Below are 14,197 nucleotides of genomic sequence, written 5' to 3' on the forward strand. Positions count from 1 at the left end.
CGACCGTGCGCATCTTCCAGTGGGGCTTGATGCTATGTCTTGTATCGCAGGCCCTGGTCGCGGTAGCCGACGAGCCTAAGTCATTGCGCCTGCTGGGGCGCTCCACGGTGGATGGCTATGCCGTCCAGCTGGGCATGGATGACCGCAATTGGCTGGTCAGCAAACGGGTGTTGCGCGTCGGAGTAACGGGGCCGGACTACCCGCCCTTCGAATTGACGCGCAATCACGATGAACTGGAGGGCATTACCGCCGATTACGTCGAGCTGCTTGCGCAACTGCTGCACGTCAACGTCGAGGTGCTGCGCTACGGCACACGCGAGTCGGCGATGGAGGCACTCAAACGCAAAGACCTGGATCTGCTGGGAACCTCCAACAGCTTCGAGGCCGCCGATCCCGAACTGAATCGAACCAGCGCCTATGCCGAAGATCAGCCGATGCTGGTCACCAGACTGGACGAGCGCATGCCCGAGGATCTGGCGGGTAAACGCATTGCCATGGTCGCCGACTATCTGCCGGAGCAGACCGTCAAAGCCTTCTATCCCAAGGCTGATCTGCAACGTTACCCATCGGCGCTCGATGCACTCGGAGCCGTGGCATACAGGCAGGCTGATGTGTATCTCGGGGACCTTATCAGTGCCAATTACCTGATCAACAACAACTACCACAATAACGTTCAGTTGATGGGGCCATCCGGCCTTGACGCCAACCCGTTCGGTTTCGCATTGGCGCGGGACAATACGCGCCTGAAAAACATCGTCGACCAGGCACTGGCGGCGATCCCGATGGAGCAACGCTCTGCCATCGAGCAACGATGGAGTGCCGGCCGCGCCAATCGACTGGGTCTGCAGCGGGTGAGTCTGAGCACCAGTGAACAGCACTGGCGGGATCAGCATCCGACGGTGAGCGTCGGAGTGGTCGGGGACTTTGCGCCTTTGACTTTCTATGACGCCGAAAGGCGATTCAGCGGGTTGACCGCGCAATTGTTGACGCTGATCAGCCAGCGTAGCGGTTTGAACTTTGACGTGCAGCGGGGCCAATCCCTGGACGAGCAGATCCAGCGACTCAAGGCTGGCGAGATCGACATATTGCCGGCGCTCATCCCCACGACTGAAGGTGTGGCCGGGCTGCGTTTTACCAGCCCTTACGTCACCAATCCATACACGCTGGTCAGTGCAGTCAACCCCGGCAGCCCGAGAACGCTGGACGATCTGGCCGGCAAACGCCTGGCGATTTATCACAGTCATCCCATGCGCGCATTCATTCTTGCCAGGGCACCGCAGGTGCGGATGCTGGATGTGCAAAGCCCGGCCCAAGGCCTGGAAATGGTCATGAAGGGGGAAGCCGATGCCGCGCTCAGTTCGTTGTTCATGACCCGCTACCTGATTGCCCGGTATTACAGCGGGCGTCTGCGCATCAGCAGTACCGTGGGCGATGAACCGGCACGCATCGCTCTGGCGACCGGAAGTGATGCGCTGGAGCTGCACTCGATTCTGAACAAGGCATTGCTGAGCATCTCGCCCCAGGAGATGGACGATCTGGTGGCCCGCTGGAGCAATGACGTGGTGGTGGATGACAGCTATTGGTTGCGTCATCGCCAAGGCATTGTTCAAGCGTTTGCCGTGGCGGGAGCCTTGCTGTTGCTCGCCTTGGGCTGGATCGCCTGGCAGCGTCGGCAGATCCGCCAGCGCCAGCAATGGTTGCGGCAATTGCAGGACGCCAAGGCTGAGGCGGAGGATGCCAATGGCGCCAAAACCACTTTTCTGGCGACCATGAGTCACGAGCTACGCACACCGTTGTACGCCCTGATCGGCATGCTCGAACTGGCCTTGAAGCGTGCGGACGAGGGCGTCACCGACCGTAGCGCCATTGAGGTGGCGTCCAGTGCCGCACAACAATTGCTGGCGCTGATCGGCGACATTCTGGATATCGCGCGTATCGAGTCAGGGCATTTATCCCTGACCCCTGAGCGCGCCAATCTGCGGGGGCTGGTGGAATCGGTGTGTCGGGTTTTCGAAGGCCTTGCACGGCAGAAAGAGCTGGCGTGGCGAATCGATCTGGACGAACACAGTGACTGTGATGTGTTGATCGATCCCACACGCTTCAAACAGGTGCTGTCCAATCTGCTGAGCAACGCCATCAAGTTCACCCATGAGGGTGAAGTGAGCCTGACGCTGCGAGTGGCGGCCGTCATGTCAGGACATCTGGCGGTCAGCGTGCAGATTGAAGACACCGGCATAGGCATCAGCACCGTCGACCGACAACGGTTGTTCAGCCCGTTCATCCAGGCCGATAACGGCCGACAGTCAGCCCGAAGCGGCTCTGGCCTGGGGTTAGTGATCAGCCGCACGCTGTGCGAAATGATGGGCGGGCGGTTGCAACTCGACAGCGTCCTTGGACAAGGCACGCAGGTCGACATCAATCTTGAGCTGATCGCATTGCCGTCGTTGCCTTCCATTGAGGCCGTGGAGAGCGGATTGCAGGCGCCAACGCGGCCACTGACGATTCTGGTGGTTGACGATCACCCGCCTAATCGACTGTTGCTTTCACGGCAACTGAGCCACCTTGGGCATCATGTTCTGGAGGCCGAAGAGGGCGCACGGGCGCTTAAGCTGTGGCGCAAACATGAGTTCGATCTGGTGGTTACCGACTGCAATATGCCCAGGCTCAGCGGTTATGAACTGGCGGGTGCAATCCGCGATGAAGAGTGTGCCAAGGGATTGCCACCTACATTGATTCTGGGCTGTACCGCCAATGCGCAGCCCGAGGAGAAGGCCCGATGCCTGGAGGCGGGCATGGACGACTGCCTGTTCAAACCGATCCTGCTGGCGGATCTGAACACTTGGTTGGCCTCCAGGTTTTTGAACCAGACGCCAGAACCTGTCGCAGAGCCCTTGACGCCGGAGATTGACCTCAGTGGCCTGGAGCAATACGTCGGTGCGGACCGCACGTTGATTGATCGTCTGGTGCGCGAACTGACGGTGACCAACCGGGTGGATCGGGATGATCTGCTCCAGGCGCACGCCAATGGCAATCACCGTGTGCTGCGCGACCTGGCGCACCGCATCAAGGGCGGTGCGCGCATGGTCCGGGCGGTGCGTTTGATCGAGCATTGCGAACAACTGGAGCGGGTCATCGATGTGGGGGATTCGGCGCTGCTCGACGAAGCCGTCGATCAATTGCAGCGCGCGATGTCATCGCTGGATGAATGCTTGAGCCAAGATTTAAGTCAGGGCTGAAACTCAATCCCACCGCGGCGCAATGCCGTTGGGGCTGGTCAGCCGCTGGCCGCGATCCAGGCCCGCGATCAGCGCCATGTCGGCGTCGCTCAGGGTCAGGGTGCAGGCGTGCAGATTGCTTTGCAGGTTGGTGCGTTTGGTGGAAGAGGGGATCACCGCGTACCCCAGTTGCATGGCCCAGGCCAGGGTGACTTGGGCCGGTGTCGCCTGCAGGCGATCGGCGATCCGTTGGATGAGCGGATCTTTCAGCACTTCGCCATAGGCCAGGGTCATGTAAGAGGTGATCTGGATGCCCTGGCTTTGTGCAAATTCGACGACCTTGCGGTTTTGCAGGTACGGGTGCAGTTCGATCTGGTTGGTGGCGATGTTCTCGGCGCCGACCGCAGCAATGGCTTGCTTCATCAGGTCGACCGTGAAGTTGGACACGCCGATCCGACGGGTCAGGCCCAGTCGTTTGGCCTCGAGCAGCGCCCCCATGAACTCTTCGACCGGCACCTGATCTTCCGGTGACGGCCAGTGGATCAGGGTCAGGTCCAGATAGTCGGTTTGCAGCTTATCCAGGCTTTCTTTGAGGCTGTCGATCAACCGGTCTTTGGCAAAGTTGGCGACCCAGATTTTGCTGGTGATGAACAACTCTTCACGGGCAATGCCGCTGGCGGCGATGGCCTGGCCGACTTCGGCTTCGTTTTCGTAGATTTGCGCGGTGTCGATGACCCGGTAGCCCAGCTCAAGACCGGTGCTTACCGAATCGATGACCACTTGGCCTTGCAGGCGAAACGTACCAAGACCGAATGCGGGAATAGACATCAAAGACTCCAGGGGTTGCAGTGGGAATGGGCGGGAGTATCCCCGGCTGCACCCTTGAGAAAAACCGCTGGTTTGGCAAAGCACTGTTTACCGCAAGTCATGAATGGGTTGTTGGAAGATCAAAAAATCTTCCTCCATCGTTCTCCAGATAGAACGATGAGGCTGATTTTTGCAGTCTAGTGCGCCAAAGGTCATGGTTTTAAGCTTTATCCATCGCGTCACACAACAGATTCAGAGGCCAAGATGAAAAACATCATCGGTATCTACACCAGTCCACGACCTCATTGGGTCGGCGACGGTTTTCCGGTTCGCACGCTGTTTTCCTACGACAACCTGGGCAAACACATCAGCCCGTTCCTGCTGCTGGATCACGCAGGTCCCGCCGAATTCACTCCGACCACCGAGCGTCGTGGCGTGGGTCAGCATCCGCACCGCGGGTTCGAAACCGTGACGATCGTCTACAAGGGCGAGCTGGAACACCGTGACTCCACCGGCAGCGGCGGCAAGATCGGCCCCGGCGATGTGCAATGGATGACCGCAGCCTCGGGGATCATTCATGAGGAGTTTCACTCCGAAGGTTTCGCCAAAACCGGCGGCACCCTGGAAATGGTGCAGCTGTGGGTCAACTTGCCGGCCAGGGACAAGATGGCCGAGCCCGGTTACCAGACGATTCTCGACGGCGACATTGCGCGTATCCCGCTGAAAAACAATGCTGGCAGCCTGCGCTTGATCGCCGGTGAGTTCGACGGCCACAAAGGCCCGGCGCGGACCTTCACGCCGATCGACGTGTGGGATGTGCGCTTGAACGCCGGCAAGTTGCTGACCCTGGATCTGCATGAAGGACGCAACACCGCACTGGTGGTGCTGCGCGGTACGGTTCAGGTCAATGGTCAGGAACTGGTGCGTGACGGGCAGTTGGCGTTGTTCGAACGCAACGGTGATCAGCTCAGCCTCGAAGCCGACAACGATGCAGTCGTGCTGCTGCTCAGCGGCGAGCCGATCGACGAGCCCATCGTCGGCCACGGCCCGTTTGTAATGAACACCGAGCAGGAAATTCATCAGGCCTTCAGCGACTTCCAGTCGGGCCGGTTCGGCCGGATGAGCGGTTGAATACGACGCAGTAGTGGGTTGCTCTGCAACCTGGTATCTCCCACATTGGTTTTGTGGTGTTTTGCAGATCGCAGGCTTCGCCAGCTCCTACAATCTGTGAGATCTTCACGCCATTGGCCATTGTTGGAGTTGCTTGATGCTGTCACTGCTCACCAATCACCCGTTGCTTAGCGCGCTGATCCTGATCCTGATAGATCTGATGTTGTGGCGTTTGATCACGGCCAGTAGCAGCAGCTGGAAACTGGCCGCGCGGGTGGTGATTTTCGCGTTGTTCAGCGTGCTGCTATTCAACGAAGGCTTGAACCCCATGGCGCCGGCGCCCTGGGCCGACAATGTGCCGTTGCACCTGGCGGCAACCGGTTTGCAGATTGGCTGGTGGCTATACGCAGCGCGCACCCTGACAGTATTGCTCGGCGCGGTGATGATGCAACGGGTCGGGCACACCGGGCGCTTGTTGCAGGACCTGCTCGGCGCGGTGATTTTCCTGATCGCGGTCATTGCTGCTCTGGCGTACGTGCTCGAATTGCCGGTCAAGGGCGTGCTGGCGACATCCGGCGCGTTGGCGATCGTCGTCGGCCTGGCCTTGCAAAGTACCCTCAGCGACGTGTTTTCCGGGATCGTCCTGAACACCACCAAACCCTATCAACTGGGTGACTGGATCTCCATCGATGGCACCGAAGGTCGGGTCACCGACATCGATTGGCGCGCCACACGCCTGCAAACCTCCCAAGGCAGCATGGCGGTGATCCCCAACTCCCTGGCGGCCAAGGCCAAGATCATCAATTTCAGCCGGCCCAGTGATATTTTCGGCGTCTCGATCAGTTTGCAAGTGAGCCCCCACGCGCGTCCGCAAACGGTGATCGATGCCCTGGAGCGGGCCATGCAGGGGTGCCGCTTTCTGTTGGACAAACCGGCACCGTGCGTGGCGTTGAAAAGCTCCGGCAGCACCGGCGTGGAATATGAAATCAGCGGCTTCGTGGTCTCCATGGATCAGAAACGCATGGTGCGCAATCTGCTGTTCGACCTGGCGTTCCGGCACTTGCAGGCGTCCGGCGTCATCCTGTTGTCGAACGTCGAGCCCAACGCTCCTGCGGCCTTGTCACGGCAGCGGGCGTTGCTGGACAGCTCGAACATCTTCTCGACCCTGCGTCAGGAAGAGAAAGAAACCTTCAGCCAGAACATGAAGCTGCAAACCTTCCGCGCCGGAGAAATGATTCTGCCGGCGGGGGAGGTCAGCGATCATCTGTTCATCATTGAATCCGGCGTCGTGTCGGTGGAGCTGAGCCGCGGCGGGGTCAAGATCGAAAGCGGGCGCATGGGGCCGGGAGAGGTGATCGGCGAGGGAGGGATTTTGTCCGATATGGCGATGCCGGCGGACTTTAAAGCCAAGACGACCTGCAACTTGTACCGGATCGAAAGGGAATACCTCCAACCGTGCCTGGATGCGCGGCATGACATCGGTGAAGCGATGAAGACGTTGCTGGATTTCCGCTTGAACAAGGCTCAGGCGCTGAGTCAGGAAACACCCAAGGTGGTGGAGAAAAAAGGGTTTTTGCAGTGGTTGCGCAATCGTAGTCACCAATAGGTTGGTTGCCTGTTCCGGCGCCTTCGCGAGCAGGCGTCGGCGTCGGCACTGTCACTTAAATTCTTCTGGTCTATTGGCATCCTCAACTTCCCAATAATTGGCTATTTGTTCAACCTCAGGTCCGCATTAACGTAGCGCCAACACCCATTGTGATTGGAGCTCGCCATGCAAACCCGTATCGATTTCTACACTGCCTCCCCAGACGCCTTCAAAGCCATGATGGCCCTGGAAACCGCTGTCTCGAAACTGCCCCTGGAAAAGTCGCTGATAGAACTGGTCAAGCTGCGCGCCTCGCAGATCAACGGCTGCGCCTTCTGCATCGACATGCACACTGCCGATGCCATGAAGGACGGGGAAACGCCACGCCGGCTGTTCGCCGTGACCGCCTGGCGCGAGGCACCGTTTTTCACCAATCGCGAGCGCGCCGCACTGGCCTGGACCGAGTCCATGACCCAAGTGAGCCTGACCCACGCGCCGGACGAAGACTATGCGCTGCTCAGCGCCGAGTTCAGCCCCAAGGAAATGGTCGACCTGACGGTGGCGATTTCCACCATCAACAGCTGGAACCGCCTGGCCGTGGGTTTCCGCAAGATGCCTCAGGAGTAACAATCAGGCTCAATGAGCATCGGCACTCGGCGCGGCTGGTGGTTGTACCTTGCGCATCAGGGGCACCATCGCCGTGGCGAGAATGAAGCAGACCATGATCATCAGGAACGCGTCGCCGTAGGTTTGCGTCTGCGCTTCGCGGTAGGTCAGCAGCCACAGTTGATGCAGGCTGGCGGTGACGCCGATGTCACCGCTCTGGCCGAGGGCGGCGAAGTTATGGCCGACCTGGGACAGCCACTGATTGAGTGCTTCGTTGGTGCTGTTGAGGTTCTCCGCCAACCGGGTGAAGTGCAGGTTGGTGCGGTCATTGAGGATGGTCGCGCACGCGGCGATCCCCATCGCGCCGCCAAGGTTACGCATCAGGTTAAATAACCCCGAAGCATGTTTGAGCCGCGACGGTGCCAACCCGCCAAGGGTCAGGGTCACCGCCGGCGGCACCGCCAGTTGTTGCGCGATCCCGCGCAAGGCTTGCGGCAGTATCAATTCCCTGGCGCCCCAGTCGTGGGTGATCGGGCTGAAATCCCACATCGACAGGGCGAACAGCCCAAGGCCGGTCATCATGATCCAGCGCAGGTCGATGCGATTGGCCAGAAAGGCGTACAGCGGAATCGCCATAATCTGGAACACCCCGGTGGAAAAAACCGCCAGGCCAATGTCCAGCGCGCTGTAGCCGCGTACCCGGCCGAGAAACAGCGGCGTCAGGTAAATCGTCGCGAACAGGCCGATCCCGGTGACGAACGAAAAGAAACAACCGAGGGCGAAGTTGCGGTCCTTCAAGGCGCGCAGATCGACGATCGGGTTGGCCACGTACAAGGTTCGACCGATGAAGGCCAATCCGGCCAGGCCGCTGATCCACGCAGTGGTCAGAATCGTGCTGTCGCTGAACCAGTTCCAGCGCGGGCCTTCTTCGAGGGTGTATTCCAGGCAACCGAGAAACACCGCCATGAACAGCATGCTCAGGTAGTCGGCGCCTTTGAGCAGCGACAATTCCGGCTGGTCGATTTTCACCAGCATCGGCACTGCCACCGCGACGAAAATCCCCGGCACCAGGTTGATGTAGAACAGCCAGTGCCAGGACGAAATGTCAGTGATCCAGCCACCGATGACCGGCCCCAGCGTCGGCGCCAGCGAGGCCACTGCGCCGATGGTTGCGGCGGCGATCACCCGTTGCTTGCCGGTGAAGAAAAAGAAGGCGGTGGTGAACACCAGCGGAATCATCGAGCCACCGAGAAACCCTTGCAGGGCGCGGAAGGCGATCATGCTCTGGATGTTCCAGGCCACACCGCAGAGCAGGCTGGCCAGGGTGAAGCCAATCGCCGAGGCGCAGAACAGCCAACGGGTCGAGAACACCCGGGACAACCAGCCCGACAGCGGAATCACGATGATTTCGGCGATCAGGTAACTGGTCTGCACCCAGGCGGTTTCGTCGGTGCCCGCCGAGAGCCCGCCGCCGATGTCACGTAGCGACGCCGAGACGATCTGGATATCCAGCAGCGCAATGAACATGCCGATGCACATCGTGGCGAAGGCGAACACCTTGGTCGCCGTCGCCATGTTGGCGGCGTTGAACGGTTGCGCGGGGGCGGCGAGGGCGCGGCTCATGGCGCGGCTCATGGCGCGCTGGCCACGGTTGGGGTTTGCGCTTCAGGCTCGGCGCGGGTGTCCACTTCGGCCGTCACCGACAGGCCTGGACGCAGATGACCGAGTACGCCATCCGCCGGGTCGAGCAGGATCCGCACCGGCACCCGCTGGACGATTTTGGTGAAGTTACCGGTGGCGTTTTCCGGTGGCAGCACGCTGAACTGCGAACCGCTGGCCGGCGCGAGGCTGTCCAGATGCCCGTGGAACTCACGTCCCTTGAGCACGTCGGCATGAACGATCACACGTTGGCCCGGCGTCATCCGCGCTAGCTGATCCTCCTTGAAATTGGCGTCGACCCACAATCCGCTGGCCGGCACCAACGACAACAGTTGCGAACCGGCCTGGGCGTAAGCGCCGACCCGCGCCCGACGATTGCCGATCACACCATCGACGGGGGCTTTCAACTCGGTGTAGCCGACGTTCAACTGCGCCAGATCACGCTCGGCCCGCGCCTGTACCAATGCGGCACGGGCTTGTTGTTTCTGGGTTTCGATCACGTTCAACTGGCGTTGCGCGGCCAGCAGTTCGGCCTGGGCCCGGGCACTCTGCGCCTGGGCCGTCTTGAAGGTAGCGTCGGCCCGTTGCGCGCTTTCCACCGAGACGGCATTGCTGCCCACCAGGCGCTTGTAGCGGGCATTGTCGTCCCGCGAGCGCGCGGTTTCGGCGCCCGCGGCATCGATACCGGCGCGGGCCTGGCCGATCACCGCGTGTTGCAGTTGTTCAGTGGCGTCGAGGTTGGCGAGCAACGCTTCTTCAGCGGCCACCGCGCCTTCGGCCTTGGCCAGGTTGGCGCGATAGTCACGGGCGTCGAGCCGGATCAGCACATCGCCGGCCTTGACCCTCTGGTTGTCGGTCACCAGCACTTCTTCGATATAGCCGGCAACCTTCGGGCCGATCACCGTGACGTCGCCACCAATGTAGGCATCGTCGGTTTCTTCAATGAAGCGTCCGGCAGTCCACCAATGGTTCGCGTACAGCCCGATAAACACCAGGGCAGCGATGGCTGCCGTCAGCAGCACCAGCCGTTTCAGCAGGGGAGGCTTGGGTGGGGTCGCTGCGACGGCAAGGTCGGGTTCAAGGCTGGGCATGCTGGTCATGACAATTACCTGTGAGAAACGATGCGCTATTACGTGCGTAATATGATGCAGGTAATATATTGTGACAATGGTTTTTTGTAGCCGCTCGTCGCTTATCCAAGCTGCGCGCCGGGAGGATGCCGGTCATATGAAGAAAGCGCTAACCCAGGCTTACGGGGCGGCGTCTGGCAGTCGGAAGTCGATGACAGGCGAAGGATTGCCTGCCATGTCCACGGTCTTGAGGCAGATTTTTTTCTCGCCGTCGCTCGTGTCCACTTCAAAATCCAGCAGTGGTGGCCTGACCTGCTTGTATCCCTCAGCTTGTTGGCAATCAATCGTGGCCGATGTACCGATCTTGTATTGATGCCCTGCTACATCCAGATCGGGCGTGACCTGAGAAGGCGCTACAGAATAGACGCCCTCTCCTCTATTCGTGATGTTGAATACTGGCGCCATTTGAGCGGGTTCTGCCAATACCCACCGCCAAAAAATCCTGGCGTTTCGCGCATCCCATTTTCCGGGTGGTCCCGCCTGATGGTTTTGCCCCATCACGCACAAGAAATACAGCCCTGGTCCTTGGCGCAGTTCATAGCGTAACTCGCTCTCGCCGCCTGAGTCAGTGGTACGCACCTCACTGTAATCCCTGATATCCGCACAATTTTCGGCAGTGCGCGTGTACTTGAAGCGAAAGAAGGGTTGGTTGCTCGAAAAACGATGCTCCCACAACAACGGCAGGTAGTTCCCTTGTTCATCTCGGGGCTGTTTGAGGAAGTGATCGCCATACTTCGAGCCGAATTCCGACACGGGCCCCAGTACACAGGGCTCGCGGTCCCCAACGAAGCGCCCCCCTCTAAAACAGGTATCCAGGCCATTGGCGGGCGTCGAGTAATTGGTGTCTTGCGCTTTATTGGGCATGCCTTCGATGACTTCGCAAGGTGCGCTGATACTGCATCGCGATCGCCCGCTGTCGCGCGTGGTGGTGCCAATCACCGCGACGATTTCGTTGGTGTAGCGATTCAGGAGTGGAGAGCCAGAGATTCCATTGATGACCCCCAGGCATCGATTGCTGATTTGATCCACCCAAACCCACCCGGCTTCGAGAATTCCTGCGCGGTGTTCCTGCGGACATGCCGAACGCTGGATAAAATCATCGACAGCGGCGCCAACCACCAGCGTATCGGTGCCTTCGGTCAGGGCATGGCTCGCAACTTTCAAGGGCTGGATGCCATCGTTCATCACTTGGCCGAGGGTGCGATCGAGTACCAGCAGCGCAATGTCCTGGCCACGCAGGGTGCTCCAGGCGATTCTGGTGATGGGATAGTTTTTTTGTTGTGGCGTCGTGTCCCGGAAAAAATTGAAGGTAGCCTGTCCGGACGCAGGCTCGTTCACGATAAATCGACCGACATTACCTTTTGCACAATGACCTGAGGTGAGCACATACGCTGGGCCGCTGCGATCATCGTTTGCTCCACGGGTATCGATCAGGCTGCCGCTGCAGATCCGGCCTTCATCAACCTTGACCCTGGCGATGGACTGCCAATGGTTGTATCGCCCGTCGGCATTGGACAAGAGACGTGCCGGTGCGAAATTTTCAATACCTTCGCCCCAGTCATGTTGGGCAAGCGGCGATTTGCTGCAACCGTTCGCGCCCATCAGCAGCAACAAAACCAGCAGAACCTTGAGGTTGAACGTGTTCATGAGGAGCTCACCCGCCTGGGATATTCAACTCATGGTCGATGCGCAGCCAAAACGTGTCTACTGTCAGAACTGATAGTAAAGCGGCGAAAAATACGACCTCCTGTCGTTTTTCGTGCTGCTGAGCATTAGACCTTCAGCACTTTCCCTCCAATCGCCACCGCCACCAGCAGGCCCCCCATTAGACCGAACGCGAAGCTCAGGCTGCTGCCATGAGCCACAAAACCGATCACCGCCGGTCCCGCCAGAATCCCGGCATAACCCAGGGTCGTGATGGCCGGCACCGCGATGCTTTGCGGCATCACCGTCTGCTTGCCCACGGCGGTGTACAGCACTGGCACGATGTTCGAACAACCGGCACCGAGCAGCGCATAACCGAGCAGCGCGGCTTGCCATCCCGGTGCGAAGGTCGCCAGAAACAATCCTGCCGCAGCCATCAGTCCGCCGAACAGAATCACCCGCGTGGCGCCCAGGTGCCGGACAATCGCGTCACCGGTCAATCGCCCGGCGGTCATGGTCAGCGCAAATGCCGCATAACCTAGCCCGGCATACGCGGTGTCGATCCCGCGTTCCTGCGCCAGGAACACCGCGCTCCAGTCGAGTGCCGCACCTTCAGCCAGGAATACGATGAAGCACATCCCGCCGATAAACAGCACGATGCCATGGGGCACGGCAAATGCCGGGCCGGAGCTTTCACTGCCGTAAGGCAACAGGTGCGGCGCGGCTTTAAGCAATGCCAGCACCAGCACCACGATCACCACGCACATCGCCCCCAGCGGCGAAAAACCCAGACCGAGCAGGCCGCTGACACCCGCCGCGCCGACGATCCCGCCGAGGCTGAACAGCCCATGAAAACCCGACATCATGGTCTTGCCGCTGGCCCGCTCGACGATCACCGCTTGCAGGTTCACCGTCGAATCCACCGTGCCCAGGCCGGCGCCGAACATGAACAATGCCGCGATCAACGCCGGAATCGAGGATACCGTCGCCAACAGTGGCAGCGCCGCGCAGATCAACAAGGTGCCGCCGCTCAACACCCGACGGCAGCCGAAACGCGTCGCCAGAATCCCGGCCATGGGCATCGCCAGAATCGAACCCACCCCCAGACACAACAGCAACAGCCCGAGGGTGCCTTCATCCAGCCCGGCCCGCGCCTTGGCGTAAGGCACCAGCGGCGCCCAGGCCGCGATGCCGAAACCGGCGATGAAGAAGGCGATGCGCGTGGACATCTGTTCCAGACGTCCGGGGACGAAGGTGGCTTGGGTGTTGAGGTTGGTCATATCGATCCTTGGCAAAAAACGTCGCGTCCCAAAGGACAGTGAACAACCGCAAAGGGTTCGATCACCACGTTCAGGCGGGGGCAGCAGTCACGCAGAGTGACATCCTTGCACAGCCAGCCGTTGTTTCGCGATATTGTCGACGCATCAATTGTTCATAGGGGGGGCGCCATGACGCGGATGTACGATGCTCGAGGCAATATCTACGCGGTGGTGGCGCCTGACGCCCTGCGCGATAGCGGTATCGAGCTGCCTGAACAGGCCAGCCAGGCGGCGCAAACCCGTGAGGCCTGGGCGTTGTCGGCCATCGAGGCATTCTGCGGCTGGGCTCCCGGGACACAACCGCCCGGCAGCAAGGCGCATCGTTGCGATGGCTTGCTGGTGGGGCCGTTTCAATCTTCGCCGCCGTTTGACCTGCTGATCGTCAACACCGACGGCAGCCTGGCCGAGCGCAGTGGCAATGGCCTGACGATTTTTTCCCAGGCCCTGAGTGAACAAGGGCTGATGCCGAGGGAGGAGGCTTGCCTGCTCAGGGTTCATCACGACAAGCGCGATGCGCTCTCGCCAGTGGCGACTTCGGTGAAACCCGCCGAAATCGATGGCGTGCAAGGGTTCTGGCTGGACTTGGGGCAGCCTTCGTTCGGGCCTGAAGCGGTGGGTGCGCAAGGGGTCGAAGCCGTCGTGTTGGACGGGCGTGATGTCAGTCACGTGCGGCCATTGTCGACGCTCGACCCAGCCTGGAACCGCAGCCAGTTCGTGCGCATCGGTAACCCCCATTGTGTGACGTTAGTGACAGACGCCGATGCGTTGCCGAGCAACGCGCAAATGCGCGAGTCGGAGTTGTCTGGAGGGTTGACCCGCATCGCTTACGCCACGCCGACCGGGGCAGGGCAGCCGTGTGCGGCCGGGGTGAACCTGCAATGGGCGATGCTTGAATCCGAAGGGCGAATCGTTGCGCGGGTGTTCGAGCGTGGCGAAGGGCCGACCGCGTCGTCGGGTACCAGCGCCAGTGCGGTGGCGTGCGCGGCGTGGCGAGTGGGTTGGGTGGCGGCGGGGGAAGTGCAAGTGGTCATGCCCGGCGGCACGGCGCCGATTCTGCTGGAAGAACGGGAGGGCGAATTGAGTCGGGTCAGGTTGTTTGGGACGGCGCGGTTGATGGGGTGA

General features: G+C 60.4%; 10 protein-coding genes. 5 read left to right on the top strand and 5 right to left on the bottom strand.

The features are described 5' to 3' along the window. Positions 1–29: 29 nt before the first annotated feature. Positions 30–3,236: a transporter substrate-binding domain-containing protein gene (locus ACEN8R_RS05205; protein WP_050563944.1), complete on the top strand. Its 3,207-nt coding sequence runs from the start codon at positions 30–32 to the stop codon at positions 3,234–3,236. Between the two features lie 3 nt (positions 3,237–3,239). On the opposite strand, the gene dkgB is transcribed toward ACEN8R_RS05205, so the two are convergent. Continuing rightward, on the bottom strand, positions 3,240–4,043 hold the full coding sequence (dkgB, locus tag ACEN8R_RS05210; protein ID WP_018925359.1) for a 2,5-didehydrogluconate reductase DkgB: 804 nt from the start codon (positions 4,041–4,043) through the stop codon (positions 3,240–3,242). A 243-nt stretch (positions 4,044–4,286) separates the two neighbouring features. Here dkgB and ACEN8R_RS05215 point away from each other — a divergent pair, with 243 nt between their 5' ends. The 3 genes from ACEN8R_RS05215 (at position 4,287) to ACEN8R_RS05225 (ending at position 7,344) form a co-directional block, all read left to right on the top strand. Beyond that, positions 4,287–5,153: a pirin family protein gene (locus ACEN8R_RS05215; RefSeq protein WP_018925360.1), complete on the top strand. Its 867-nt coding sequence runs from the start codon at positions 4,287–4,289 to the stop codon at positions 5,151–5,153. A gap of 136 nt (positions 5,154–5,289) precedes the next feature. After that, on the top strand, positions 5,290–6,738 hold the full coding sequence (locus ACEN8R_RS05220) for a mechanosensitive ion channel domain-containing protein (RefSeq protein WP_495624609.1): 1,449 nt from the start codon (positions 5,290–5,292) through the stop codon (positions 6,736–6,738). Positions 6,739–6,903: 165 nt separating this feature from the next. Beyond that, the gene (locus tag ACEN8R_RS05225; RefSeq protein ID WP_018925362.1) at positions 6,904–7,344 is read left to right on the top strand and encodes a carboxymuconolactone decarboxylase family protein; all 441 of its coding nucleotides are present in this window, start codon (positions 6,904–6,906) and stop codon (positions 7,342–7,344) included. A 9-nt stretch (positions 7,345–7,353) separates the two neighbouring features. Here the strand turns inward: ACEN8R_RS05225 and ACEN8R_RS05230 are convergent, their stop codons facing one another. The 4 genes from ACEN8R_RS05230 to ACEN8R_RS05245 all read right to left on the bottom strand — a co-directional run bounded on the left by ACEN8R_RS05230 (position 7,354) and on the right by ACEN8R_RS05245 (position 13,036). Next, positions 7,354–8,946: a DHA2 family efflux MFS transporter permease subunit gene (locus ACEN8R_RS05230; RefSeq protein ID WP_018925363.1), complete on the bottom strand. Its 1,593-nt coding sequence runs from the start codon at positions 8,944–8,946 to the stop codon at positions 7,354–7,356. 8 nt (positions 8,947–8,954) lie between these two features. Then, a complete protein-coding gene (locus ACEN8R_RS05235; protein ID WP_018925364.1) occupies positions 8,955–10,082 on the bottom strand; it encodes an HlyD family secretion protein in 1,128 nt (375 codons plus the stop codon). 150 nt (positions 10,083–10,232) lie between these two features. Further along, on the bottom strand, positions 10,233–11,759 hold the full coding sequence (locus tag ACEN8R_RS05240; RefSeq protein ID WP_018925365.1) for a trypsin-like serine peptidase: 1,527 nt from the start codon (positions 11,757–11,759) through the stop codon (positions 10,233–10,235). Positions 11,760–11,884: 125 nt separating this feature from the next. After that, a complete protein-coding gene (locus ACEN8R_RS05245) occupies positions 11,885–13,036 on the bottom strand; it encodes an MFS transporter (RefSeq protein WP_018925366.1) in 1,152 nt (383 codons plus the stop codon). A gap of 168 nt (positions 13,037–13,204) precedes the next feature. Between ACEN8R_RS05245 and ACEN8R_RS05250 the strand changes: the two genes are divergently transcribed. After that, the gene (locus ACEN8R_RS05250) at positions 13,205–14,197 is read left to right on the top strand and encodes a diaminopimelate epimerase (protein ID WP_026286351.1); all 993 of its coding nucleotides are present in this window, start codon (positions 13,205–13,207) and stop codon (positions 14,195–14,197) included.

It is taken from the genome of Pseudomonas sp. Pseusp15 (genome assembly GCF_059492165.1).